We start from the raw sequence: 24494 nt of genomic DNA on the forward strand, positions 1-24494 counted from the left end.
GTAAACCGTGCCGATTACAGGCTGGATACGTTCTCAGACAGGTATTTTGCTACGCCGTCTGGGGAAGCAGCCATACCTTCTTTACCTTTTTCCCACTGAGCCGGGCACACTTCGCCGTGCTCTTCGTGGAACTGCAGCGCGTCAACCATGCGCAGCATTTCGTCGATGTTACGACCCAGCGGCAGATCGTTAACAACCTGGTGACGAACGATGCCGTTTGCGTCGATCAGGAAAGAACCGCGCAGTGCAACGCCAGCGTCCGGATGTTCGATACCGTAAGCCTGCTGGATTTCGCGTTTGATGTCCGCAACCATTGCGTATTTCACCGCACCGATGCCGCCTTTGTCGACAGGGGTGTTACGCCATGCGTTGTGTACAAATTCAGAGTCGAAGGAGACGCCAACCACTTCCACGCCACGCTTCTGGAATTCTTCATAACGTTTGTCGAAGGCGATCAGCTCAGACGGGCAAACGAAGGTGAAGTCCATTGGCCAGAAGAACAGAACGGTCGCTTTACCATTGGTGTGCTGTTTGAAGTTGAAGTTTTCAACGATTTCACCGTTGCCCAGAACTGCTGCAGCTGTAAAATCCGGAGCCGGACGAGTTACCAGAACCATATGATTCTCCTGTAGATACTAAGGTTATTTGGAACGCAACGCGAGCCAGTATAGAGAGTGTTCATGGATAAGACAAAGAGGTGGTGACAATCGTTCCGCCAGCTTTTACCTATCAATGTAAATCTGTCACAGCTGTTTGTTTTTCGCTTGCGCCATCATGCGCGGATAGAACTGCCAGAATTGCGTCTCCAGCGCGTCATAGTGTGCATCCAGGTCATACCAGGAGTCACGCAGCGCATCCAGACGCGGCCGGCGGCTGGCCATGCCATTCAGGACGTTCTGGATAAAAGCCATCTCACCATAGCGCTCCAGCCAGCGTTCTGACCACAAATAGTTGTTCAGATTGACAAAGCGCGGCGGTGAGTCGGGCAAAATGACCGACACCTGTGCATGGGCGTAGCGCACAAACTCTGGCAACGGTAGCGACGGGGAGAGCTGTTCCCAGTGGCGAGACAGGAAATGGTCCCACATCACATCCAGCGTGATCGGCGCAACGCGGCGAGTCTCAGGGCGGAACCACGCTTTGGCTTCCGTGACCTCGGGCAGGTTATCGGTGATGACATCAATGCGGCGGTGCATAAAGATGCCGTCGACAACCTCAGGGGAATAGTCTTCTGCAGGGTTGCCGCGCACGAAATCGGCCAGCAAATTGCCGGAAAGGGAGCTGTCAGCGAGGTGAGCGAGATGCAGGTGAGCGAGAAAATTCATGCGTTTTATTTGTCCGGGGGCGGCTAATTGTTGCAGCAAAAGGGTGTGAGCACTAGACTATGCCGCCTGTTTTTAAGTCACGAGTATACGTCATGCGCGTCGCCGATTTCTCCTTTGAACTACCTGAATCCCTGATTGCTCACTATCCCATGCCTGAGCGCAGCAGCTGTCGCTTACTGTCGCTGGATGGGCCAACGGGCGAGCTGACGCACGGTACTTTCACCGATTTGCTCGACAAGCTCAACCCTGGCGATCTGCTGGTCTTTAACAACACCCGCGTGATCCCGGCGCGTCTGTTTGGCCGTAAGGCCAGCGGCGGCAAGATTGAAGTGCTGGTCGAACGTATGCTCGATGATAAACGTATTCTGGCACATATTCGCGCCTCTAAAGCGCCGAAGCCGGGCGCAGAACTGCTGCTGGGCGATGACGAGAGCATTAAAGCGACCATGACCGCGCGTCACGACGCGCTGTTTGAGGTGGAATTCCAGGACGAGCGCACGGTCCTCGATATCCTTAACGCCATCGGCCATATGCCGCTGCCGCCGTATATTGAACGCCCGGACGAAGAGGCCGATCGCGAGCTGTACCAGACCGTCTACAGCCAGAAACCTGGCGCGGTCGCGGCGCCGACGGCGGGCCTGCACTTTGATGAACCGCTGCTGGAAAAACTGCGCGCGAAGGGCGTTGAGATGGCGTTCGTGACGCTGCACGTCGGCGCGGGTACGTTCCAGCCGGTGCGCGTAGACAGCATTGAAGACCACATCATGCACTCTGAGTATGCCGAAGTGCCTCAGGAGGTGGTGGACGCGGTGCTGGCGGCGAAAGCGCGCGGAAACCGCGTGGTTGCGGTAGGCACGACTTCAGTCCGTTCGCTGGAGAGCGCTGCACAGGCCGCGAAAACGGGTCTCATCGAGCCGTTCTTTGGCGATACGCAGATCTTTATCTACCCGGGCTACCAGTACAAAGTCATTGATGCGCTGGTGACCAACTTCCATCTGCCTGAATCGACGCTGATTATGCTGGTTTCCGCGTTTGCGGGTTATCAGCATACGATGAATGCTTACAAGTCTGCGGTAGAACAAAAATATCGCTTTTTTAGCTACGGGGACGCGATGTTTATCACGTACAATCCGCAGGCTTTGAATGAGCGTGTCGGGGAATAAGTCCGCGGCACCGTATGACAACGTTGGACTGTTTTTCTGACGTCGGAGAAAAAATGAAATTTGAACTCGATACCACCGATGGCCGCGCGCGTCGCGGTCGTCTGGTGTTTGATCGCGGCGTGGTGGAAACCCCCGCGTTTATGCCTGTGGGTACGTACGGCACCGTAAAAGGGATGACGCCGGAAGAAGTTGAAGCCACTGGCGCACAAATTATCCTCGGTAACACCTTCCACCTGTGGCTGCGCCCGGGTCAGGAGATCATGAAGCTGCACGGTGACCTGCACGACTTCATGCAGTGGAAAGGCCCAATCCTGACCGATTCCGGCGGTTTCCAGGTTTTCAGCCTGGGGGATATCCGCAAGATCACCGAGCAGGGCGTTCACTTCCGTAACCCGATCAACGGCGATCCGATTTTCCTCGATCCAGAAAAGTCGATGGAGATTCAGTACGATCTCGGTTCTGACATCGTGATGATCTTCGACGAATGTACGCCATACCCGGCTGACTGGGACTACGCGAAACGCTCTATGGAGATGTCTCTGCGTTGGGCGAAGCGTAGCCGCGACCGTTTTGACTCCCTGCAGAACAAAAATGCGCTGTTCGGCATTATCCAGGGCAGCGTTTACGAAGATTTACGCGATATCTCCGTTAAAGGTCTGGTAGAGATAGGTTTTGATGGCTACGCTGTCGGCGGTTTGGCTGTGGGTGAGCCGAAGGAAGATATGCACCGCATTCTGGAGCATGTCTGCCCGCAAATCCCGGCGGATAAACCACGATACCTGATGGGGGTGGGTAAACCAGAAGATCTGGTGGAAGGCGTACGTCGCGGCATCGATATGTTCGACTGCGTCATGCCAACCCGTAACGCACGTAACGGTCATCTGTTCGTGACTGACGGCGTGGTGAAAATCCGTAACGCGAAGCATAAGAGTGACACCAGCCCGCTCGATTCCGAGTGCGATTGCTATACCTGTCGCAATTATTCCCGCGCGTATCTGCATCATCTCGATCGTTGCAACGAGATTTTGGGCGCGCGTCTCAATACCATTCATAATCTTCGTTATTATCAGCGCTTAATGGCTGGTTTACGTAAGGCTATCGAAGAGGGTAAATTAGAGAGCTTCGTGACCGATTTCTACCAACGTCAGGGGCGGGATGTACCACCGTTGAACGTTGTTTAATTTTAATAATGAGGGAATTTGAATGAGCTTTTTTATTTCTGATGCGGTAGCGGCAACAGGTGCTCCGGCGCAGGGCAGCCCGATGTCTCTGATCCTGATGCTGGTTGTGTTCGGTCTGATCTTCTACTTCATGATCCTCCGCCCACAGCAGAAGCGTACCAAAGAGCACAAAAAGCTGATGGACTCCATCGCGAAAGGCGATGAAGTGCTGACCAACGGTGGTCTGGTCGGTCGCGTAACCAAAGTGGCTGAAAGTGGCTACATTGCAATCGCCCTGAACGACACCACTGAAGTGGTTATCAAACGTGACTTCGTAGCTGCCGTTCTGCCGAAAGGCACCATGAAGGCGCTGTAATCCCAACTTTTCCCAAAGGGAACTGCCGTGTTAAACCGTTATCCTTTGTGGAAGTACATCATGCTGGTCGTCGTGATTCTCGTCGGCCTGCTGTACGCGCTTCCCAACCTGTATGGTGAGGATCCGGCCGTTCAAATCACTGGCGCGCGCGGTGTCGCCGCCAGTGAGCAAACGCTGATCCAGGTCCAGAAAACGTTACAAGAAGAAAAAATTACCGCTAAGTCTGTGGCTCTGGAAGAGGGTGCAATTCTTGCTCGCTTCGACACCACCGACACGCAGCTCCGCGCTCGCGAAGCGCTGATGGGCGTGCTGGGTGACAAATATGTCGTGGCGCTTAACCTTGCTCCTGCAACCCCGCGTTGGCTGGCTGCGCTGAACGCAGAGCCGATGAAACTGGGTCTTGACCTGCGTGGTGGTGTTCACTTCCTGATGGAAGTGGATATGGATACCGCGCTCGGCAAGCTGCAGGAACAGAATATCGACAGCCTGCGCAGCGATCTGCGCGACAAAGGCATCCCTTACACTACCGTGCGTAAAGAAGATAACTACGGTATGAGCATCACGTTCCGCGACAGTGCGGCGCGCGATCAGGCTGTAGATTACCTGACCCAACGTCACCGTGACCTGGTCATCACCTCTCAGGGCAGCAACCAGCTGCGCGCGGTGATGACCGATGCGCGTCTGAAAGAAGCGCGTGAATATGCCGTTCAGCAGAACATCAACATTCTGCGTAACCGTGTAAACCAACTGGGCGTGGCTGAGCCGCTGGTACAGCGTCAGGGTGCTGACCGTATCGTGGTTGAACTGCCGGGTATTCAGGACACTGCGCGTGCGAAAGAGATTCTGGGTGCGACCGCAACGCTGGAATTCCGTCTGGTTAACTCTAACGTCGATCAGTCCGCTGCCGCAGCAGGCCGTATTCCGGGTGACTCCGAAGTGAAACAGACCCGCGAAGGTCAGCCCGTTGTGCTGTACAAACGCGTCATTCTGACTGGTGACCATATTACCGACTCCACTTCCAGCCAGGACGAATACAACCAGCCGCAGGTTAACATCTCGCTGGATAGCGCGGGTGGTAACATCATGTCTAACTTCACCAAGGACAACATCGGTAAACCGATGGCCACCCTGTTCGTGGAGTACAAAGACAGCGGTAAGAAAGATGCGAACGGTCGTGCAGTGCTGGTGAAAGAGGAAGAGGTGATTAACATCGCCAATATCCAGTCTCGTCTGGGTAACAGCTTCCGTATTACCGGTATTAGCAACCCGAACGAAGCGCGTCAGCTCTCTCTGCTGCTGCGTGCCGGTGCGCTGATTGCGCCAATTCAGATTGTTGAAGAACGTACCATTGGTCCAACGCTGGGGATGCAGAACATCCAACAGGGTCTGGAAGCGTGTCTGGCCGGTCTGGTGGTCTCTATCCTCTTCATGATCTTCTTCTATAAGAAGTTTGGTCTGATTGCGACCAGTGCGCTGGTCGCCAACCTGGTGCTGATCATCGGCATTATGTCCCTGCTGCCAGGGGCGACGCTGACCATGCCGGGGATTGCGGGTATCGTTCTGACCCTTGCGGTGGCGGTCGACGCCAACGTACTGATTAACGAACGTATCAAAGAAGAGTTGAGCAACGGTCGCTCTGTTCAGCAGGCGATTGACGAAGGTTATAAAGGCGCGTTCAGCTCTATTTTCGATGCGAACGTAACAACACTGATTAAGGTTCTTATCCTGTATGCAGTGGGTACTGGCGCGATCAAAGGCTTTGCGATTACTACCGGTATCGGTGTCGCAACGTCAATGTTTACCGCTATTGTCGGCACCCGTGCCATCGTGAACCTGCTGTACGGCGGCAAGCGCGTCAAAAAGCTGTCTATCTGAGGAGTGCGTTGTGGCACAGGAATATACTGTTGAACAATTGAACCATGGCCGTAAAGTCTGGGACTTTATGCGCTGGGACTACTGGGCCTTCGGCATTTCAGGTTTACTGCTGATTCTGTCCATCGTCGTTATGGGCGTGAAAGGCTTTAACTGGGGTCTGGATTTCACCGGTGGTACGGTTATCGAGATCTCCCTGGAAAAACCGGTCGATATGGACCAGATGCGTCTGTCTCTGCAGAAAGCCGGCTTTGAAGAGCCGCTGCTGCAGAACTTCGGCAGCAGCCGTGACATCATGGTGCGTATGCCGCCGGTACACGATGCTAACGGCAGCCAGGAGCTAGGCAGCAAGGTTGTTAACGTGATTAACGAAACAACCAGCCAGAACGCGGCGGTCAAGCGTATTGAGTTTGTCGGCCCGAGCGTGGGTGCGGACCTGGCGCAGACCGGTGCAATGGCGCTGCTGGTGGCGCTGATCTCCATCCTGGTGTACGTCGGTTTCCGCTTCGAGTGGCGACTGGCGGCCGGGGTGGTTATCGCCCTGGCGCACGACGTGGTGATCACCATGGGGGTTCTGTCGCTGTTCCACATTGAGGTTGACCTGACCATCGTGGCATCTCTGATGTCCGTTATCGGTTACTCACTGAACGACAGTATCGTGGTATCTGACCGTATCCGTGAAAACTTCCGTAAGATCCGTCGCGGTACGCCGTACGAAATCTTTAACGTGTCGTTGACCCAGACGCTGCACCGTACCCTGATCACCTCCGGTACCACTTTGATGGTGATCCTGATGCTGTTCCTGTTCGGTGGCCCGGTACTGGAAGGCTTCTCGCTGACCATGCTGATTGGTGTCTCCATCGGTACGGCGTCGTCTATCTACGTCGCATCCGCACTGGCATTGAAACTCGGCATGAAGCGCGAGCACCTGCTCCAGCAGAAGGTTGAGAAAGAAGGGGCGGATCAGCCGTCCATTCTGCCGTAAGGCGTCGAATAGCGTGTTATCGAAATCCCGGTCGGTTGACCGGGATTTTTTTTATCTGCTCCTGACAAACACTCCTGACAAACACTCCTGACAGTATGCTGTCAGGAGCCCTGTCGTAGACTCTTTTCGAACCCAAACAACAGTCAGGAGGATGTATGAAAAGTGTGATTAACTGGTTTGAAATTCCCGTGGTAGATATGGATCGCGCCATCAAATTTTATGAGCCAGTCATGCAGGTCCAGCTGAGACGTGAGAAAATGGACATGGCAGAGCTCGCGGTATTCCCGCATGACGATCCGGCCACCGGCGGCGCGCTGGCAAAATTTGAGGGCGTTTCGCCGTCGCAGCAGGGCGCTATTATCTATCTGCATACGGATAACCTGACGGCTACGCTCGATCGCATTGCCTCCGCGGGCGGCGAGTGCGTGTTTGGCCCGCTGGAACTGCCGGATGGTATTGGCACCATTGCTTTGTTTATCGACAGCGAAGGTAACCGCGTCGGCCTCCATCAACCTGCCTGAGAGCGTAATACGATATGACCCGACGCGCTGACCGTTTGTTTCAGATTGTGCAAATCCTGCGGGGCAGGCGTCTGACGACGGCAGCGCATCTGGCGGACAGGCTTGGCGTCTCCGAGCGCACGGTCTACCGCGATATCCGCGATCTGTCGCTCTCCGGCGTGCCGGTGGAAGGCGAAGCGGGAAGCGGATACCGGCTGATGTCGGGTTTTGATCTGCCGCCTCTGATGCTGACAAATAAGGAGTCTGAGGCGCTGATCGTCGCAATTCGCCTGCTCAAGACCTGGGGAGGAGAATCGCTGTCGCGCGAGCTGGAGTCGGCCCAGGAGAAAGTGCTGGCGATCCTGCCTGAGGAGAGTCGTCGAAAGGCGGAGCAGACGCGGATTTATGCCCCGGATTTCTGCATGCAAAGCCACTCCCGCAGCGATTTTGACATGATTCATCAGGCAATTTCCGCCCAGCACGTGCTGGCGTTGCATTACCGTGATGAAGCCGGGCAGCTTTCAAAGCGTGAGGTTCAGCCGCTGGGCTTGTTCTTCTGGGGAGAGCGTTGGCTGCTGGCGGCGTGGTGTGAACGGCGCGATGACTATCGCTGTTTCCGACTCGACAGATGTCTCAATATCGTGCAGACGGAGAGACGGTTTAGCGAAAGTGCGGACAGGTCTCTGGCGGATTTTTTGCGCAAGGTTAAGCAATAAAAAGCCAGCTCTTGAGCTGGCTTTTTTGCCCGGCGGCGAGGTAAAAGCAAAACGGCAACGTATGTTGCCGTTTTTAGTATTTGTTCCCTCTCCCTGTGGGAGAGGGGCAGGGTGAGGGCATCAGCCCGCACAGTCCCGCACGGGTTAGAAGTTGTAACCCACGACCAGGTAGCCACCCCATCCGGTAGAACGAACGCTGAAATCGCCGTTGCCGAAGTTCAGGCTGGCATCGTCGTTCCACTGACCACCGTTGTGCCAGTAACGCGCAACCACGGAATAGTGCCAGTGATCGTAGTTCAGCGCCAGGATGTGGCTGGACGCGATAGAATCATTGGTACGTGCTTTCTTACCGTTCAGATCGCGGAAGTCGTTATCGCCCAGGTCTGAGCCCCAGTCAAAGTTGGTGAAGCCGATATAGCTCAGGTTGCCGCCCCACAGCTGAGTGATTGGCACAAAGTATTTCACTTTGAAACGGTAGCCGTCCCACTCGTTTTCGTTTGCCGCACCGTAGTTCTGCCACTGGTACTTAGCATAAACGTTCAGGGACAGGCTCATTGGCAGGCCAGTATCGATGTCCGTACCCAGACCCATGTACCAGGTGCTCTGACGACCGGACTTGTTGCGGCCCATATCGTAGATGTAGTTGTTTGCGAAGTACCACTCTTTGAACGGACCAAAGCTCAGATCGGTACCGGTCAGCTTGTCGATAGAGAAGCGTGGTTCGATTTCCATAAACAGCGGAGAACCGTGGTTCCAGATACCTTTTGCATCGGTGTTACCGCCGAAGAAGACCGGAGCATCCATGTAGCCGTAGAAATCAAACCAGTCTTTCTTGGCAAATGCTTCGTATTCCAGGTAGGTGTCGTTGCGGATCTGTGGTCCGAAACGGGTGTGATAGCTACCAACCACGTTAACGCTCTGGTGCCACCAGTCGGAGAGATATTGTGGTTTGTCGTTTTCCGCTGCGTTAACAGTGAAAGAGGAGGACAGTGCCAGCACGGCGCCAGCTGCGAGTAATGTTTTTTTCATAATCATGCCACTGATTGAAATTCCCTTCCGGGAGTGAAAAATGCGCGAATTGCGTTTCTAAATATTTCGTGTTTCTGCGGAGCCTATTATAGGAATCCTTGCTCACAAAAATATGTGTTGTTTCACATATCTATCACACGCGTAATCGATTGCGTTCACGTTTGCGTACTTTAAACGGCCGGGATTGTAGCGGCAATCATTTATGTTGCCAATCCATACGAAATGTAAATGTTAGCGGAGTGACATTTCACTCCGCTCAGAAGGAAGGGTTTACTGCGCGGCGGGTTGGATGTCGTGAATGCGGATAAAGCCTAACTGTTCTGGCGTAAGGCCGCTTAACTGCAGCGGAATATCCACATCACTGGGCGCTAAAACGCTGGCCGGGGCGGTGAAGAGCTGGTTCTTCACGTTCACTTCCTGGTAATTCTCCGTCGTGCCCTGGATCTGTCCCCACTCAACGGTGCCGCTAAAAGCGGGCAGCGGATCGTTGGATTCTCCCTGAATGCGCAATGTTGCGCGCGTACCATCTGCATTCGCTGCCACATTGACCAGCGACATTTTCAGCGTGCCAATCTGGCTATTCAGCCGCGCAGGTGTGTTCGCGCCAGGCAGCAGGTATACCCCGCTGCTGGATTTGGCGTTCAGCGCGTTTTGCTGGGTGATCTTCACCGTTTCTTTGTTCAGTTTGTCCATCGCCGTATTAAGTGTATTCACACTCTGTTTCATCTGACGGACTTCGGTTTGCTGTGCACAGGCACTGAGGGTGAAGAGGCTCCCCACCAGTAAAATTCTCAGGTAACGTCTTGTCATAGCGTTTATTTCCTTGAAATAACGGATCTCCCTAATGGTAGCCAGCAACGTGCCGTCAGACATAGATCCTTTGTCTCAAAAAGCTCTTCCTTTGTTGTCAGGCCAGATCAGGGTAAAATGAAACTCAGTTAACCGGATAACAGGGATACCGTATGCATTGCCCATTCTGCTCCGCTGTGGATACCAAAGTCATCGACTCGCGTCTTGTAGGCGAAGGGTCATCCGTACGCCGTCGTCGGCAGTGTCTGGTGTGCAACGAGCGTTTTACGACCTTTGAGGTTGCTGAGCTGGTAATGCCGCGCGTGGTAAAAAGTAACGATGTGCGCGAGCCGTTTAACGAAGAGAAGCTGCGTAGCGGGATGCTGAAGGCCCTGGAAAAACGTCCCGTCAGCGCGGATGACGTCGAAATGGCGTTAAACCACATAAAATCTTATCTTCGTGGTCTGGGCGAGCGCGAGGTGCCAAGCAAGATGATCGGCAACCTGGTGATGGAGCAGCTGAAAAAGCTCGATAAGGTCGCCTATATCCGCTTCGCCTCTGTCTACCGCAGTTTCGAAGATATCAAAGAGTTTGGCGAAGAGATCGCCCGCTTACAGGATTAAGCTCATGCAGGATGAGATTTACATGGCGCGAGCCATGAAGCTGGCGCAGCGCGGGCGTTTTACTACCCATCCCAATCCGAACGTCGGGTGCGTGATCGTTAAAGATGGCGAGATCGTGGGGGAGGGGTTCCACTATCGTGCCGGCGAGCCGCACGCCGAGGTCCATGCGTTGCGGATGGCAGGTGAGAAGGCACGCGGTGCCACCGCCTACGTAACGCTGGAGCCCTGCAGCCACCACGGGCGTACCCCACCGTGCTGCGACGCGCTGATTGCTGCGGGGGTTTCCCGCGTGGTGGCATCGATGCAGGATCCGAATCCGCAGGTTGCCGGACGCGGTCTGTATCGCCTGCAGCAGGAAGGCATTGACGTCAGTCATGGGCTGATGATGCAGGACGCCGAAGCGATCAACAAAGGCTTTCTGAAGCGCATGCGCACCGGGTTCCCGTATATCCAGCTTAAGCTGGGCGCCTCGCTGGACGGTCGTACGGCGATGGCAAACGGTGAAAGCCAGTGGATCACCTCGCCCCAGGCAAGGCGCGATGTGCAACGTCTTCGCGCGCAAAGCCATGCTATCCTCACCAGCAGTGAAACCGTTCTGGCTGACGATCCGGCTATGACCGTGCGCTGGGACGAACTGAATGCCGATACTCAGGCGCTTTACCCGCAGGAGAACCTGCGTCAGCCGCTGCGTATTGTCATTGATAGCCAGAACCGCATAACGCCGGAACATCGCATCGTGCAGCAGCCGGGTGAAACCTGGATTGCCCGTACCAAAGAAGATACGCGCGAATGGCCAGAGGGCGTGCGTAGCATTATGGTACCTGAGCACAACGGTCGCCTCGACTTAGTGGTGCTGATGATGCTGCTCGGCAAGCAGCAGGTGAACAGCATCTGGGTAGAAGCGGGACCCACGCTCGCGGGTGCGCTGTTGCAGGCCGGGCTGGTGGATGAACTGATTGTATACGTTGCGCCTAAACTGTTAGGCCACGACGCGCGCGGCCTGTTTGTGCTGCCTGGCCTTGAAAAACTGGCCGACGCACCGCAACTCACATTCAGCGAGATTCGTCCTGTAGGCCCGGATGTCTGCCTCCATTTAACGACAGCGTAATTGCTCCTGAAATAGGGAAGCAGTGCGCAAAGTATTATGATAAAATCCGCCCCCCTGCGGGGCCAAATGAACCCGTAAAGGAAGAGTATGAACATTATTGAAGCTGCTGTAGCTACCCCGGACGCTCGCGTCGCCATCACCATTGCGCGTTTCAACAACTTCATCAACGACAGCCTGCTGGAAGGTGCGATTGACGCCCTGAAACGTATCGGTCAGGTGAAAGATGAGAACATTACCGTTGTTTGGGTTCCAGGCGCTTACGAGCTGCCACTGGCAGCGGGCGCGCTGGCGAAAACCGGTAAATACGACGCGGTGATCGCGCTGGGTACTGTTATTCGTGGCGGCACTGCGCACTTCGAATACGTTGCGGGCGGTGCAAGCAATGGTCTGGCACACGTTGCGCAGGATGCTGAAATTCCTGTCGCGTTCGGCGTGCTGACCACCGAAAGTATTGAACAAGCCATCGAACGTGCTGGCACCAAAGCCGGTAACAAAGGTGCAGAAGCTGCACTGACCGCGCTTGAAATGATCAATGTATTGAAAGCCATCAAGGCCTGATTTTTTTGTAAGGGGAATTCCGTGAAACCTGCTGCTCGTCGCCGCGCCCGTGAATGTGCCGTTCAGGCACTTTACTCCTGGCAGTTGTCCCACAACGACATCGCCGATGTTGAGTACCAGTTCCTGTCAGAACAGGACGTGAAAGACGTCGATGTTCTGTACTTCCGTGAACTGCTGTCGGGAGTGGCGACTAATAGCGCGTATCTCGATGGTCTGATGAAGCCATACCTGTCCCGTCTGCTCGAAGAGCTGGGTCAGGTGGAAAAAGCAGTGTTGCGTATCGCGCTGTTTGAGCTGTCTAAACGTGATGATGTGCCGTACAAAGTGGCCATCAACGAAGCGATCGAACTGGCAAAAACCTTCGGCGCTGAAGACAGCCACAAATTTGTTAACGGCGTTCTTGATAAAGCTGCACCTGCGATCCGTCCCCACAAAAAGTGATCCGCAAACCGGAGTCCTGCATTGCCTGACAGGCAGTGCGGCTCCGGTTTTTTCTTTTATTTGCTGAGGCATAACGTATGGCATGCGGCGAATTCTCCCTGATTGCCCGTTATTTCGACCGTGTCAGAACCTCTCGTCTTGATGTTGAAACCGGCATTGGCGATGACTGTGCACTTCTCAATATTCCCGAAAAACAGACGCTGGCAATCAGCACCGACACCTTAGTGTGCGGACGTCATTTTTTACCCGATATCGATCCTGCCGATCTGGCGTATAAAGCGCTGGCGGTCAACGTCAGCGATCTGGCCGCGATGGGTGCCGATCCGGCATGGCTAACGCTGGCCCTGACGCTGCCCGAGGTCGATGAAACCTGGCTTGAAGCCTTTAGCGATGCGCTGTTTGAACAGCTGAACTACTACGATATGCAGCTGATTGGCGGTGATACTACTGCAGGGCCGCTGTCGATGACGCTGGCGATCCATGGCTATGTGCCCCTCGGTCGGGCGCTCAAACGCACGGGCGCAAAACCAGGTGACTGGATCTACGTGACCGGTACACCGGGAGACAGCGCTGCGGGGCTGGCTATTCTTCAGGATCGCTTGACCGTGAAGGATGCTGACGACGCGGCGTATCTGGTGAAACGCCATCTGCGACCCACCCCGCGTATTCTGCATGGGCAGGCGCTACGGGAACGGGCAAGCTCGGCTATCGATCTCTCCGACGGGCTGATCTCCGATCTTGGCCATATTCTGAAGGCCAGCGGCGTGGGCGCGCGCATCGACCTGGATCTGTTCCCGCTATCAGAGCAACTGCTTCGCCACGTGGAGCCTGAGCAGGCCCTGCGCTGGGCGCTTTCCGGTGGTGAGGATTACGAACTGTGCTTCACGGTACCTGAGCTGAACCGTGGCACGCTGGATGTGGCGTTAGCGCATCTCGGCGCGAAATTTACCTGCATCGGGCAGATCATGCCGGAGAGCGAAGGGCTGAAGTTTGTGCAGGACGGTGCCCCGGTCACGCTCGACTGGAAAGGGTACGATCACTTCAGTTAATTTTGTGCGCTCTGTATTGCCGGGTGGCGGCTCCGCCTTACCCGGCCTACGGATTTCGTTCCCTCTCCCATTTTTAAGCAGCAATAAGGTTATTTAAGAACGATGTAAGGCTTTCAGCGATGCTCTGGTCCGGCTGTAAATCGCTGAGGCGTTTCCGTAAGGCCGGGGCGAGGCGCATGGATGCGCCGAGAGGGCGGGCTTTACAGGGACGTTACCTCCGCCCGTACCCGATAAGCCGGAAGGAATAAGCCGAAGGCACCGCGAAGCGGCGATTTACCGCCGGGAGCCCGGGTTGCCAGGGTGGTGGCGATTGAGCCACCCTGGCACGTTCACTGGTCATGTCGTTACAGAGTAGCAAGGAACATAAAGTGAACGGAATGACCACCACAGCCGTATGTTCCCCCTCACCCCAGCCCTTTGGGACAGGGTTAGAATGAGGGCTTATTTAAACCCCACCACCGGATGCTGCTGATACGGCGTTTCGAGCTCGGCAATCTGCTCCGGCGTCAGGGATAAATCCACTGCACTCAGCAGTTCATCCAGCTGTTCTTCCCTGGACGTCCCGATAATCGGTGCCGCGACCCCGCGCTTACTCAGCAGCCACGCCAGCGCCACCTGTGCGCGGGTGGCTCCCGTATCGTCGGCAATCCCGGCTAAGCGTTCGGCAATTAACGCATCGCTGGCTTCTGTACCGTCGTAGAGATTTTTTCCGACTTCATCTGAGACCAGACGAGCCGTGGTTTCTCCCCATGGACGGGTTAAACGTCCGCGCGCCAGCGGGCTCCACGGGATCACCGCCACGCCCTCCTGATAGCACAGTGGCAGCATCTCACGTTCTTCTTCACGATAGATCAGGTTGTAGTGATCCTGCATGGTGACAAAACGCGCCCAGCCGTGCTGCGCCTGGAGATCCAGCGCCTGTGCAAACTGCGACGCATGCATAGACGACGCGCCGATATAGCGAGCTTTACCGGCTTTCACCACCTCGTTGAGCGCTTCAAGCGTCTCCTCGATCGGCGTGTTGTAATCCCAGCGGTGAATTTGCAGCAGGTCGACGTAATCCATGTTCAGGCGTCTAAGGCTGTCATCAATAGAGCGCAGGATCTGCGCGCGAGAAAGGCCCTGAGTCAGGTCACCTGACGGGTAGTACACCTTGGTGGCGACCACAATGTCATCCCGACGCGCAAAGTCACGCAGGGCACGACCGACAATCTCCTCGCTGCTGCCGTCGGAGTAGCTGTTGGCGGTGTCGAAGAAGTTAATGCCGCCCTCGATAGCGCGTTTAATAATCGGACGGCTACTCTCTTCCGGCAACGTCCAGGCGTGGTTCCCTCGTTCGGGCTCGCCAAAAGTCATACAGCCCAGGCAAAGCCGGGAAACCTTAAGGTCGGTTTTTCCTAATGTGGTGTATTGCATGGTTCCGCTCCTGCTGTTTAAACAATACGTTTAAGCATAGCAGGAGCGAAAAAGGGGAGGGATTAGTCCAGCCAGGCGCGGATTTTGGCTTCAATACCGGCGGCGTCCAGGCCAATAGCCGCACGGGCTTCATCCTGGGTACCCTGAGGAATGAAATGATCCGGCAGGCCGAGGTTCAACACCGGCACGACGTTGCGGTTTGCCATCAGCACCTCGTTCACGCCGCTTCCCGCACCGCCCATGATGGCGTTTTCTTCCAGGGTGACCAGCACGTCATGCGTCTCGGCCAAATTCAAAATCAGAGATTCGTCGAGCGGCTTCACGAAGCGCATATCCACCAGGGTAGCGTTTAGCGTTTCAGCGACCTTCGCAGCTTCTGGCATCAGCGTACCGAAGTTCAGGATCGCCACTTTCTCACCGCGACGTTTCACCAGACCTTTACCGATCGTCAGTTTTTCCAGGGGTTTCAGCTCAACGCCCAACGCATTGCCGCGTGGGTAGCGCACCGCACTAGGGCCATCCTGATAGTGATAGCCGGTAAACAGCATCTGACGACATTCGTTTTCGTCGCTTGGCGTCATGATGACCATATCCGGAATACAGCGCAGGAACGACAGATCGAATGCGCCCTGGTGCGTCTGACCGTCAGCGCCGACGATGCCCGCACGGTCGATCGCAAACAGCACCGGCAGCTTCTGGATGGCCACGTCATGAATCACCTGATCGTAGGCGCGCTGCAGGAAGGTAGAATAGATAGCGACCACCGGCTTGTAACCGCCAATGGCCAGGCCCGCTGCGAACGTCACCGCATGCTGCTCGGCAATCGCCACGTCAAAATACTGGTCAGGGTATTTTCTGGAGAACTCCACCATGCCGGAGCCTTCACGCATGGCCGGGGTGATCGCCATCAGCTTGTTGTCTTTCGCGGCGGTTTCACACAGCCAGTCGCCGAAGATTTTGGAATAGCTCGGCATACCGCCGCTGCTTTTTGGCAGACAGCCGCTGGACGGGTCGAATTTTGGTACCGCGTGGAAGGTGATCGGATCTTTTTCCGCCGGTTCGTAGCCACGCCCTTTTTTGGTCATGATATGCAGGAACTGCGGGCCTTTCAGGTCGCGCATGTTCTTGAGGGTGGTGACCAGGCCCAGCACGTCATGGCCGTCAACCGGGCCAATATAGTTAAAGCCCAGCTCTTCAAACAGCGTACCCGGCACGACCATGCCTTTGATGTGTTCTTCGGTGCGCTTGAGCAGCTCTTTAATCGGCGGTACGCCGGAAAAGACTTTTTTACCGCCTTCACGCAGCGAGGAGTAAAGCTTACCGGAAAGCAGCTGCGCCAGATGGTTGTTCAGCGCACCGACGTTCTCGGAAATCGACATTTCGTTATCGTTGAGGATAACCAGCATGTCCGGTTTGATATCACCCGCATGGTTCATGGCCTCAAAGGCCATCCCGGCGGTGATAGCACCGTCACCAATCACGCAGACGGTGCGGCGCTGTTTATTCTCTTTTTCGGCGGCAACGGCAATACCGATGCCCGCAGAAATGGAGGTGGAGGAGTGGCCGACGCTCAGCACGTCATACTCGCTCTCACCGCGCCACGGGAACGGATGCAGGCCACCTTTCTGACGAATGGTGCCAATTTTATCGCGACGTCCGGTCAGAATTTTGTGCGGATAGGCCTGGTGGCCCACGTCCCAGATAAGCTGATCGAACGGCGTGTTATAGACATAGTGCAGCGCCACGGTCAGTTCTACCGTGCCAAGCCCGGAGGCGAAATGGCCGCTTGAGCGGCTTACGCTGTCGAGCAGGTAGCGACGCAGCTCGTCGCACAGCTTCGGCAGGCTCTCTTTCGGCAACAGACGCAACTCCTGGGTGGAGTCAACTAACGCCAGTGTCGGGTATTTGGCAATATCAAAACTCATCAAAGGCTCATCGAGATATATAGTTTATTTATCACGCTGGATTATATAGTCCGCTAGCGCTTCCAGTGCCGAGGTATCCAGCGATTGTGCGGCCAGTACATTTAGCGACTGGCGGGCATCGTCAATCAGATCCCGGGCTTTACGTTGGGCTTGCTCAAGACCCAGCAGGGCGGGGTAGGTACTTTTGCCAAGCTGCTGGTCCGCACCCTGACGTTTACCCAATGTTGCAGTATCGCCCACCACATCCAGAATGTCATCCTGAACCTGGAATGCCAGACCGATACTTTCTGCGTATCTGTCCAGCGTCGGCAAGGCTTTGCGCCCTTGTTCACCCGCGCTCAGCGCGCCCAGGCGAACGGCAGAACGAATCAATGCCCCGGTTTTGTGGCGATGAATACGCTCCAGCTGTTCCAGATTAACCTGACGTCCTTCCGCTTCAAGATCCAGCGCTTGTCCGCCGCACATGCCGGCCACGCCGCTGGCCATCGCCAGTTCGGAAATCATTGCCAGGCGGTCACGGTCAGCCACTTCCGCCATCGGCGCATCGCTCAAAATAGAGAACGCCAGCGTTTGCAGGGCATCGCCCGCCAGAATGGCATTCGCTTCGCCAAACTTGATATGGCAGGTAGGTTGACCGCGACGCAGGTCGTCGTCGTCCATCGCCGGTAAATCATCGTGGATCAGCGAATAGGCATGGATGCACTCAACGGCGGCAGCCGGGGCGTCCAGCGTGTTATCGCTGATACCAAACATATTGCCTGTGGCGTACACCAGGAACGGGCGCAGGCGCTTTCCACCCAAGAGTGCGCCATAGTGCATGGCCTCAACCAGAGGAGTGTTCTGAAAAGGCTGTGGTGCAATAAAACGGCGCAGGGCGTCGTTGGCGCGAACTACACGCGCCTGAAGCTCGTTGGCAAAATCCATTTACTCGGCGTCCGGTGTGAAAGGCGTAGTTTTCGCGTCTTCGCTGTCGGAAAGCAGGATCTGCACGCGCTGCTCGGCCTGCTGCAGTTTGACCTGCCCCTGTCGCGCCAGCTGCACGCCACGTTCGAATTCGTTGAGCGCCTCTTCCAGCGGGAGATCGCCGCTCTCAAGACGGGTAACGATTTGCTCCAGTTCACTCAGCGCAGTTTCGAAACTGGCCGGTGCGTCGTTCTTCTTCGGCATAGTGAATTGACTCTTATATTCTTCGCCCCGACATGGTAACGGACTCGGGCGGATAAGCAAATAACGCGCAATGTGCACAGGAGCGGCGCGATGGTGGTATACTTGCGCGCCTGGATGCAGCCACGGGTGTGGGCTGCTGTACTCTTTTCCATTACAAGCCTTAATACGCTTGCCTAAGAAACATTGCCGCCATGAAGTTTATCATTAAATTGTTCCCTGAAATCACCATCAAAAGCCAATCTGTGCGTTTGCGCTTTATTAAAATTCTCACCGGGAACATTCGTAACGTATTAAAGCACTACGACGAAACGCTCGCCGTGGTGCGCCACTGGGACCACGTTGAAGTCCGTGCGAAAGACGAAAACAAACGTCAGGATATTCGCGACGCGCTGACCCGTATTCCGGGGATCCACCATATTCTGGAAGTGGAAGACGTCCCGTTCAGCGATATGCACGATATCTTCGAGAAAGCGCTGGTTCAGTACCGCGATCAGATCGAAGGCAAAACCTTCTGCGTACGCGTGAAACGTCGCGGCAAGCACGAATTCAGCTCCATTGAAGTGGAACGTTACGTTGGCGGCGGTTTGAACCAGCACGTCGAGTCTGCGCGCGTGCGTCTGACGCACCCGGACGTGACGGTTAACCTGGAGATCGAAAACGATCGCCTGCTGCTGGTGAAAGGTCGTTATGAAGGTATCGGCGGTTTCCCGATCGGCACCCAGGAAGATGTCTTGTCTCTGATCTCCGGCGGCTTCGACTCCGGCGTTTCCAGCTATATGCTGATGCGCCGCGGCTGTCGCGTCCATTACTGCTTCTTTAACCTGGGCGGTGCGGCGCATGAAATCGGCGTTCGCCAGGTCGCGCATTACCTGTGGAACCGCTTCGGCAGCTCCCACCGCGTGCGTTTTGTGGCGATCAACTTCGAGCCGGTAGTGGGCGAAATTCTTGAGAAAGTGGACGACGGCCAGATGGGCGTTATCCTGAAGCGCATGATGGTACGTGCGGCATCCAAAGTGGCTGAGCGCTACGGCGTGCAGGCGCTGGTCACCGGCGAAGCGCTGGGGCAGGTCTCCAGCCAGACGCTGACCAACCTGCGTCTGATCGACAACGTCTCTGATACGCTGATCCTGCGTCCGCTGATCTCCCACGATAAAGAGCACATCATCGATCTGGCACGTGAAATCGGCACCGAAGATTTTGCCCGTACCATGCCGGAATACTGCGGTGTGATCTCAAAAAGCCCGACCGTCAAAGCGGTGAAGGCGAAGATCGAAGCCGAAGAAGAGCACTTCGATTTCAGCATCCTGGATAAAGTGGTGGCGGAAGCGTCCAATATTGATATCCGCGAAATCGCCCAGCAGACCGAGCAGGACGTCGTCGAAGTGGAAACCGTAAGCGGTTTCGGCGCTAACGATGCGATTCTGGATATCCGCTCTATTGATGAGCAGGACGACAAGCCGCTGCAGGTGGAAGGCGTTGAAGTGGTGTCGCTGCCGTTCTACAAGCTGAGCACCAAATTTGGCGATCTCGACCAGAGCAAAACGTATCTGCTGTGGTGTGAGCGTGGGGTGATGAGCCGCCTGCAGGCACTGTATCTGCGCGAGCAGGGCTTTGCGAATGTGAAGGTGTATCGCCCGTAGTTTTTTGCCCGGGAATGCGGCCTGATGCCCCCACCCCGGCCCTCTCCCGCGGGGAGAGGGAGAAAACATAAAAAACGGCAACCTTTGGTTGCCGTTTTGCTTTAACCTGGCGCCACCCGGCTTTTTTACGCACTACTCTTCATAGTAGTTATAAATTCCCGCCGGCATCACCAGCGATGATGCCACCTCGTACGCTTTTTCGCGCCCGACCAGCAGGTCAATAATCTTCAAACCAAAATCAATCGCGGTGCCGGGGCCCTGGCTGGTCAGCAGGTTGACGCGTGGATCCCACACGACGCGTTTGTCCACCCACTGGTCTTCCGGGATGGTCTGCTTCAGACCGGGGTAGCCGGTCATATTGCCGATAGGGAAAATATCGTGCGGAACCAGCACTGTTCCGGCGGCGGCACAGATGGCGGCGACGATACGACCCGATAAGTGGAACTGACGCACGGTCTCGACCAGCAGCGGGCTGTCGCGAAAATATTCCGCACCCTTCAGGCCACCGGGCAGGACGATGATGTCGTAATCCCCGTCGGCCACCTGCACAAGCGGCGCATCCGCAAGCAGTTTCACGCCGCGCGAGCAGGTCACCGCCAGACTGCCATCGCTGGCAACGCTGGCGACCGTCACCTCAATACCGCCGCGCACCATCAAATCAATGGTGGTGACCGCTTCTGTCTCTTCGCTACCAGGGGCGAGGCAGATCAGTGCCGACGCGCTCATATTCACTCTCCTTACGTTTAACCAGGTCATACAAACGGGCGTTTTCCGGCACGGCGATGCCATGTGCTCGGGCACGTTTTAGCAGATAGCCGGTAATGTAGTCGATTTCTGTGTGGCGTAATGCCCGGACATCCTGCAACATTGAGGAGATATTTTCTGCCGTACTCTCAATAACCTGCTCGACATAACCGCGCAAATCCTCTGCCGAGGTATGCAGACCTTCCCGCTCAATGACCGACGCGACTTCAGCACACAGTGATGCAACCTCCTGCGGATGGTTTTTCAGCTCCCCATTCGGGCAGTTCCACAGTGCCGTCAGCGGATTGATCACGCAGTTCACGGCAAGCTTGCGCCAGAGTTGAGGGCGAATAGTGTTATGCCAGGCGACGTCCGGCAACACCTTCTGCAGCACATCGGCAAGATAACTGTAGTCGCCATCCTGTGTTCTGGCCGGTCCCATATGGGTCACGCCGCTGGCGACGTGCACGATGATGTTGCCGTCGCGACGGGCTGCTTGCGTGGTTGTCGCCATCAGCAGGGGCTGCGGGACGCTTTTCAGCTCATCAATGGTCCCCATGCCGTTATGCAGCAGCAGTATAGGGGAAGTGGAGGGGAGTTGCGCAGCCAGCGTCTTCACCGCGTCTGAGACCTGCCACGCTTTAAGCGTCACCAGTAACAGGTCACTTTGCGCCAGGAAATCGGGATCGTTCGCGGTGAGGGATTCGTTAAAGATGCTTCCGTCTTCACCAATCAGGTTTACACTGCAATAGGGCTGGGGCACGCGCAGCCAGCCCTGAACCTCATGTCCGTGCTTGCACAGCGCGGTCAGCCATAGCTGACCAAGCGCTCCGCATCCGAGCACTGTAATTTTCATTGTTCCTCCTCACCTGCAACTGCGCCAGGTGTTACAGCTTAATTATACAGCTAAGCTTCTGTTGAGTTATGCCTCGTAGCGGGTATTATGCAACGCAACAAAAGTGAAGGGAGAAGAAAAGATGCCATCTTTCGATATTGTTTCCGAAGTTGATATCCAGGAAGTTCGCAACGGCGTTGAGAACGCAACCCGCGAAGTTGAGTCACGTTTCGATTTTCGTGGCGTTGAGGCGTCGTTTGAGCTGAACGACGCAAATAAGACCATTAAGGTGCTGAGCGAGTCTGATTTCCAGGTGAATCAGCTGCTCGACATTTTGCGCGCCAAGCTGTTAAAACGCGGCATTGAAGGGGCCTCTCTGGATGTGCCGGAAGAGTTTGTGCACAGCGGTAAAACCTGGTTCGTTGAAGCTAAACTGAAGCAGGGCATTGAAAGCGCGGTGCAGAAGAAGATCGTGAAGCTCATTAAAGACAGCAAGCTGAAGGTGCAGGCGCAGATCCAGGGTGAAGAGATTCGCGTCACCGGCAAGTCCCGCGATGACCTGCAGTCCGTGATGGCGCTGGTGCGTGGCAGCGATCTGGGACAACCGTTCCAGTTTAAAAACTTCCGCGATTAATACCAAAAAGCCCGGTTCAACCGGGCTTTTTTCATGCTTTCAGGGCCTGCTCCACTTCGAAGCGGTTGGTCATTTTGCTGTCTATCTTGACGTAAGCGCTGCGCTCTTCCGGGACAATCAGGACCTCCGTCACACCCTCTTTTGCTTCCAGACGCTGTTTCAGCGCGTCGCTAATCTGAACATCATCCGGGATTTCTACCCGCAGGCTGCTCACGTAGCGCGGCTCTTTCATGGTACTGGCGACCAGCAGCCAGACTGTCGCCAGCAGTGCGCCCGCGAGAAACACGGTTTGAGAGTCAAACAGACCGTCCACCCAGCCGCCAAGCGAGCCGCCAATGGCCACGCCGAGGAACTGGCTGGTGGAGTAGATGCCCATCGCCGTGCCTTTGTAACCGGCAGGGGACTCTTTGCTGATCAGCGACGGCAGCAGGGCTTCCATCAGGTTAAACGCCAGGAAGAACAGCTGCACGCCGGCAATCAGCTCCCAAAAGTGCGGGCCGGCACCCCAGAGCACAATCTCAGCTATCAGCAACAGTGCTACGCAGCCAATAAAGACGCGCTTCATCTTGCGCTTCACTTCAGCGTAGATGATGAATGGCACGACGGAGACAAAGGAAATCAGCATCGTGACCAGATAGATTTTCCAGTGCTCGGCTGCCGGGAAGCCCGCAGCGGCCAGCTGGCCGGGAAGGGCGACAAAGGTCGACATCAGGAGTATGTGCAGACACATAATGCCGAAGTTAAGCTTCAGCAGGCGTGGCTCAACCAGCACTTTGCTGAAGCAGCCCTTTACCATTCCCGATTCACGGTTGAGGACGTGGTTTTTGCTGTCCGGGACGACCCACAGGGTTAAGGCAATACCGAGGGTTGCCAGCACGGCAATCATCCAGAACAGCGCGTGCAGGCCAAGCGCATGGGTGATTATCGGGCCCAGTACCATCGCAATGGCGAAGGTGACGCCAAAGCTAACGCCGATGAACGCCATCGCTTTAGTCCGGTTCTGTTCGCGGGTGAGATCGGACAACAGCGCCATCACGGCGGCAGCAATCGCGCCGGAGCCCTGAAGGGCGCGGCCAAGAATAATCCCCCAGATGGAGTGGGAGAGGGCGGCAATCACACTGCCCAGAACAAAAATAAGCAGGCCACCGACAATCAGTGGCTTGCGGCCAACCCGGTCAGAGAGCAGGCCAAACGGGATCTGGAAGACCGCCTGGGCCAGACCGTAAATGCCAATGGCCAGGCCAATCAATGCCTCGCTCGCCCCCTGCAGCGCCATGCCGTAGGTGGTCAGAACAGGCAGGACCATAAACATGCCGAGCATCCGTAGCGAGAAGACAGTCCCTAAGCCCCAGGTCGCGCGTAGCTCGCCTGGCGTCATTTTATAATCGTTCATTACCACCTCAGTTCAAAAGCAGGCCATAGTGTAGTGCGGGGAAGGGGCGGGGTAAATAAGGGCTTATTTAACAAATATTACATGCGTTATTAATTGATTTTGTGAATAAAAAAGGGTGCCGAAGCACCCTTTTATTGACCTGTTGTCGCTTACCAGACGTAAGTCAGCAGGTTGTGCGAATCTGGCACCATGAAATCCACGGACATCATCACGGACAGAGAAGTGATGGCGACAATGGAGAACACAAACAGCTTACGTGCCCAGACTTTGTCATCTTCCACTTTGTATCCGCGCAGCGCCATGCCAAGCCACCAGACGCTCACCGCAGCCGCTACCGCCAGATATTTATACCCGGCGTAACCACCCAGAGAGAGCATCAGCGTTGCCACGGCAAAGGCGATGATGTAAAGCGTGATGTGGTTCTTGGCAACCGAAATGCCCTTCACGACCGGCAGAACCGGGATGTTCGCTGCCTGATAATCCTTAAAGCGGAAAATCGCGATGGCATAGGAGTGCGGCATCTGCCACAGGCTAAAGATAGCCAGCAGGATCAGCGCACCGCTGTCGAACTCGTTCGTGACGGCGCAGTAGCCAATCACCGGCGGCGCAGCGCCGGAGAGAGAACCAATCAGCGTGCCGTAGACGGAGTGACGTTTCATATACAGGCTGTAGACGCCCACATAGACCACGAACCCCATCACCCCCAGCCAGCAGGCCAGTGGGTTAGCACCAAACCACAGCAGCATAAAGCCAGCAATACCCAGCAAGGTGGCGTACACCAGCGAGACGGAAGGGGCGATCAGGCCTTTCACCAGCACCCGATTTTTGGTCCTTTCCATCTTCTTGTCGATATCCATGTCGATGTAGTTGTTAAATACACAACCGGACGCAACAACCAGTGACACACCGACCAGCGTGTAAATAAAGAGGGCGTAATCAATGCTGCCTTTAGAGGCCAGCAGGAACCCTCCGATCACGGAGATCAGGTTGCCAAAGATGATGCCTGGTTTCGTTACTTGCAGGTATTGCTTAAACATACTCGCCGC

26 protein-coding genes are annotated in these 24494 nt (G+C 55.6%); 14 read left to right on the top strand and 12 right to left on the bottom strand.

Annotated features, from left to right (window positions below; genetic code table 11):
- Positions 1-14: 14 nt before the first annotated feature.
- A complete protein-coding gene (locus tag BFV64_RS04775; protein WP_008503347.1) occupies positions 15-617 on the bottom strand; it encodes a peroxiredoxin in 603 nt (200 codons plus the stop codon).
- Between the two features lie 126 nt (positions 618-743).
- Complete coding sequence (gene acpH / locus BFV64_RS04780) at positions 744-1325, bottom strand: ACP phosphodiesterase (protein ID WP_014882749.1); 582 nt, start codon at positions 1323-1325, stop codon at positions 744-746.
- Positions 1326-1417: 92 nt separating this feature from the next.
- Here acpH and queA point away from each other — a divergent pair, with 92 nt between their 5' ends.
- From queA to BFV64_RS04815, 7 genes are all read left to right on the top strand, one after another.
- Positions 1418-2488 (top strand): tRNA preQ1(34) S-adenosylmethionine ribosyltransferase-isomerase QueA, encoded by a 1071-nt coding sequence (queA, locus tag BFV64_RS04785; protein ID WP_014882750.1) that lies wholly within the window; start codon positions 1418-1420, stop codon positions 2486-2488.
- 53 nt (positions 2489-2541) lie between these two features.
- Positions 2542-3669 carry a tRNA guanosine(34) transglycosylase Tgt gene (gene tgt, locus BFV64_RS04790; protein ID WP_059372393.1) on the top strand — a complete coding sequence of 376 codons (1128 nt, stop codon included), beginning with the start codon at positions 2542-2544 and terminating at the stop codon, positions 3667-3669.
- Between the two features lie 22 nt (positions 3670-3691).
- Positions 3692-4024 (top strand): preprotein translocase subunit YajC, encoded by a 333-nt coding sequence (yajC, locus tag BFV64_RS04795; RefSeq protein ID WP_000007630.1) that lies wholly within the window; start codon positions 3692-3694, stop codon positions 4022-4024.
- 27 nt (positions 4025-4051) lie between these two features.
- Positions 4052-5899: a protein translocase subunit SecD gene (gene secD / locus BFV64_RS04800; RefSeq protein ID WP_071890803.1), complete on the top strand. Its 1848-nt coding sequence runs from the start codon at positions 4052-4054 to the stop codon at positions 5897-5899.
- Positions 5900-5909: 10 nt separating this feature from the next.
- Positions 5910-6881 (top strand): protein translocase subunit SecF, encoded by a 972-nt coding sequence (secF, locus tag BFV64_RS04805; RefSeq protein ID WP_014882752.1) that lies wholly within the window; start codon positions 5910-5912, stop codon positions 6879-6881.
- A 155-nt stretch (positions 6882-7036) separates the two neighbouring features.
- Positions 7037-7402 carry a VOC family protein gene (locus tag BFV64_RS04810; protein ID WP_014882753.1) on the top strand — a complete coding sequence of 122 codons (366 nt, stop codon included), beginning with the start codon at positions 7037-7039 and terminating at the stop codon, positions 7400-7402.
- Between the two features lie 14 nt (positions 7403-7416).
- On the top strand, positions 7417-8097 hold the full coding sequence (locus BFV64_RS04815) for a helix-turn-helix transcriptional regulator (RefSeq protein ID WP_014882754.1): 681 nt from the start codon (positions 7417-7419) through the stop codon (positions 8095-8097).
- Between the two features lie 144 nt (positions 8098-8241).
- Here the strand turns inward: BFV64_RS04815 and BFV64_RS04820 are convergent, their stop codons facing one another.
- Together BFV64_RS04820 and BFV64_RS04825 are read right to left on the bottom strand one after the other, a co-directional pair.
- Positions 8242-9126 (bottom strand): nucleoside-specific channel-forming protein Tsx, encoded by an 885-nt coding sequence (locus BFV64_RS04820; protein WP_014882755.1) that lies wholly within the window; start codon positions 9124-9126, stop codon positions 8242-8244.
- Positions 9127-9396: 270 nt separating this feature from the next.
- On the bottom strand, positions 9397-9936 hold the full coding sequence (locus tag BFV64_RS04825) for a SadB/YajI family lipoprotein (RefSeq protein WP_014882756.1): 540 nt from the start codon (positions 9934-9936) through the stop codon (positions 9397-9399).
- Between the two features lie 152 nt (positions 9937-10088).
- On the opposite strand from BFV64_RS04825, the gene nrdR reads away from it, so the two are divergent.
- From nrdR to thiL, 5 genes are all read left to right on the top strand, one after another.
- On the top strand, positions 10089-10538 hold the full coding sequence (gene nrdR, locus BFV64_RS04830; RefSeq protein ID WP_008503337.1) for a transcriptional regulator NrdR: 450 nt from the start codon (positions 10089-10091) through the stop codon (positions 10536-10538).
- A 4-nt stretch (positions 10539-10542) separates the two neighbouring features.
- Entirely contained in the window at positions 10543-11646 is a 1104-nt protein-coding gene (gene ribD / locus BFV64_RS04835; RefSeq protein WP_032637351.1) for a bifunctional diaminohydroxyphosphoribosylaminopyrimidine deaminase/5-amino-6-(5-phosphoribosylamino)uracil reductase RibD, read from the top strand.
- 87 nt (positions 11647-11733) lie between these two features.
- Positions 11734-12204: a 6,7-dimethyl-8-ribityllumazine synthase gene (ribH, locus tag BFV64_RS04840; protein WP_014882758.1), complete on the top strand. Its 471-nt coding sequence runs from the start codon at positions 11734-11736 to the stop codon at positions 12202-12204.
- 21 nt (positions 12205-12225) lie between these two features.
- A complete protein-coding gene (gene nusB / locus BFV64_RS04845) occupies positions 12226-12645 on the top strand; it encodes a transcription antitermination factor NusB (RefSeq protein WP_014882759.1) in 420 nt (139 codons plus the stop codon).
- A gap of 77 nt (positions 12646-12722) precedes the next feature.
- Entirely contained in the window at positions 12723-13694 is a 972-nt protein-coding gene (thiL, locus tag BFV64_RS04850) for a thiamine-phosphate kinase (protein ID WP_069601778.1), read from the top strand.
- 441 nt (positions 13695-14135) lie between these two features.
- Here thiL and BFV64_RS04855 read toward each other — a convergent pair whose 3' ends face one another.
- From BFV64_RS04855 to xseB, 4 genes are all read right to left on the bottom strand, one after another.
- Positions 14136-15110 (bottom strand): aldo/keto reductase, encoded by a 975-nt coding sequence (locus BFV64_RS04855; protein WP_014882761.1) that lies wholly within the window; start codon positions 15108-15110, stop codon positions 14136-14138.
- Positions 15111-15172: 62 nt separating this feature from the next.
- Positions 15173-17035, bottom strand: a complete 1863-nt coding sequence (dxs, locus tag BFV64_RS04860) for a 1-deoxy-D-xylulose-5-phosphate synthase (RefSeq protein WP_023332229.1) — start codon at positions 17033-17035, stop codon at positions 15173-15175.
- 24 nt (positions 17036-17059) lie between these two features.
- Entirely contained in the window at positions 17060-17959 is a 900-nt protein-coding gene (ispA, locus tag BFV64_RS04865) for a (2E,6E)-farnesyl diphosphate synthase (protein WP_014882763.1), read from the bottom strand.
- A complete protein-coding gene (gene xseB / locus BFV64_RS04870; RefSeq protein ID WP_008503331.1) occupies positions 17960-18202 on the bottom strand; it encodes an exodeoxyribonuclease VII small subunit in 243 nt (80 codons plus the stop codon).
- A gap of 191 nt (positions 18203-18393) precedes the next feature.
- Between xseB and thiI the strand changes: the two genes are divergently transcribed.
- Entirely contained in the window at positions 18394-19842 is a 1449-nt protein-coding gene (gene thiI / locus BFV64_RS04875; RefSeq protein ID WP_014882764.1) for a tRNA uracil 4-sulfurtransferase ThiI, read from the top strand.
- Between the two features lie 132 nt (positions 19843-19974).
- Here thiI and yajL read toward each other — a convergent pair whose 3' ends face one another.
- A complete protein-coding gene (gene yajL, locus BFV64_RS04880) occupies positions 19975-20568 on the bottom strand; it encodes a protein deglycase YajL (RefSeq protein WP_014882765.1) in 594 nt (197 codons plus the stop codon).
- On the bottom strand, positions 20531-21442 hold the full coding sequence (gene panE, locus BFV64_RS04885; RefSeq protein WP_023332230.1) for a 2-dehydropantoate 2-reductase: 912 nt from the start codon (positions 21440-21442) through the stop codon (positions 20531-20533). The genes yajL and panE overlap by 38 nt, the downstream gene beginning before the upstream one ends.
- 121 nt (positions 21443-21563) lie before the next feature.
- Here panE and BFV64_RS04890 point away from each other — a divergent pair, with 121 nt between their 5' ends.
- Entirely contained in the window at positions 21564-22055 is a 492-nt protein-coding gene (locus BFV64_RS04890; RefSeq protein ID WP_023332231.1) for a YajQ family cyclic di-GMP-binding protein, read from the top strand.
- A 31-nt stretch (positions 22056-22086) separates the two neighbouring features.
- Here BFV64_RS04890 and BFV64_RS04895 read toward each other — a convergent pair whose 3' ends face one another.
- The gene (locus tag BFV64_RS04895; RefSeq protein ID WP_023332232.1) at positions 22087-23448 is read right to left on the bottom strand and encodes an MFS transporter; all 1362 of its coding nucleotides are present in this window, start codon (positions 23446-23448) and stop codon (positions 22087-22089) included.
- Between the two features lie 149 nt (positions 23449-23597).
- A complete protein-coding gene (cyoE, locus tag BFV64_RS04900) occupies positions 23598-24485 on the bottom strand; it encodes a heme o synthase (protein WP_014882769.1) in 888 nt (295 codons plus the stop codon).
- Between the last annotated feature and the right edge of the window lie 9 nt (positions 24486-24494).

The organism is Enterobacter kobei (assembly GCF_001729765.1).
GTDB lineage: Bacteria > Pseudomonadota > Gammaproteobacteria > Enterobacterales > Enterobacteriaceae > Enterobacter > Enterobacter kobei.

Bases quoted from the DNA above. Each gene is read 5' to 3' on its own strand.
- yajL (WP_014882765.1), bottom strand. From the start codon at position 20,568: ATGAGCGCGTCGGCACTGATCTGCCTCGCCCCTGGTAGCGAAGAGACA.
- BFV64_RS04815 (WP_014882754.1), top strand. From the start codon at position 7,417: ATGACCCGACGCGCTGACCGTTTGTTTCAGATTGTGCAAATCCTGCGG.
- ispA (WP_014882763.1), bottom strand. From the start codon at position 17,959: ATGGATTTTGCCAACGAGCTTCAGGCGCGTGTAGTTCGCGCCAACGAC.
- BFV64_RS04855 (WP_014882761.1), bottom strand. From the start codon at position 15,110: ATGCAATACACCACATTAGGAAAAACCGACCTTAAGGTTTCCCGGCTT.
- BFV64_RS04810 (WP_014882753.1), top strand. From the start codon at position 7,037: ATGAAAAGTGTGATTAACTGGTTTGAAATTCCCGTGGTAGATATGGAT.
- thiI (WP_014882764.1), top strand. From the start codon at position 18,394: ATGAAGTTTATCATTAAATTGTTCCCTGAAATCACCATCAAAAGCCAA.
- BFV64_RS04890 (WP_023332231.1), top strand. From the start codon at position 21,564: ATGCCATCTTTCGATATTGTTTCCGAAGTTGATATCCAGGAAGTTCGC.
- nrdR (WP_008503337.1), top strand. From the start codon at position 10,089: ATGCATTGCCCATTCTGCTCCGCTGTGGATACCAAAGTCATCGACTCG.
- BFV64_RS04775 (WP_008503347.1), bottom strand. From the start codon at position 617: ATGGTTCTGGTAACTCGTCCGGCTCCGGATTTTACAGCTGCAGCAGTT.
- cyoE (WP_014882769.1), bottom strand. From the start codon at position 24,485: ATGTTTAAGCAATACCTGCAAGTAACGAAACCAGGCATCATCTTTGGC.
- yajC (WP_000007630.1), top strand. From the start codon at position 3,692: ATGAGCTTTTTTATTTCTGATGCGGTAGCGGCAACAGGTGCTCCGGCG.
- BFV64_RS04825 (WP_014882756.1), bottom strand. From the start codon at position 9,936: ATGACAAGACGTTACCTGAGAATTTTACTGGTGGGGAGCCTCTTCACC.
- panE (WP_023332230.1), bottom strand. From the start codon at position 21,442: ATGAAAATTACAGTGCTCGGATGCGGAGCGCTTGGTCAGCTATGGCTG.
- BFV64_RS04820 (WP_014882755.1), bottom strand. From the start codon at position 9,126: ATGAAAAAAACATTACTCGCAGCTGGCGCCGTGCTGGCACTGTCCTCC.
- BFV64_RS04895 (WP_023332232.1), bottom strand. From the start codon at position 23,448: ATGAACGATTATAAAATGACGCCAGGCGAGCTACGCGCGACCTGGGGC.
- ribD (WP_032637351.1), top strand. From the start codon at position 10,543: ATGCAGGATGAGATTTACATGGCGCGAGCCATGAAGCTGGCGCAGCGC.
- queA (WP_014882750.1), top strand. From the start codon at position 1,418: ATGCGCGTCGCCGATTTCTCCTTTGAACTACCTGAATCCCTGATTGCT.
- thiL (WP_069601778.1), top strand. From the start codon at position 12,723: ATGGCATGCGGCGAATTCTCCCTGATTGCCCGTTATTTCGACCGTGTC.
- acpH (WP_014882749.1), bottom strand. From the start codon at position 1,325: ATGAATTTTCTCGCTCACCTGCATCTCGCTCACCTCGCTGACAGCTCC.
- xseB (WP_008503331.1), bottom strand. From the start codon at position 18,202: ATGCCGAAGAAGAACGACGCACCGGCCAGTTTCGAAACTGCGCTGAGT.
- tgt (WP_059372393.1), top strand. From the start codon at position 2,542: ATGAAATTTGAACTCGATACCACCGATGGCCGCGCGCGTCGCGGTCGT.
- dxs (WP_023332229.1), bottom strand. From the start codon at position 17,035: ATGAGTTTTGATATTGCCAAATACCCGACACTGGCGTTAGTTGACTCC.
- ribH (WP_014882758.1), top strand. From the start codon at position 11,734: ATGAACATTATTGAAGCTGCTGTAGCTACCCCGGACGCTCGCGTCGCC.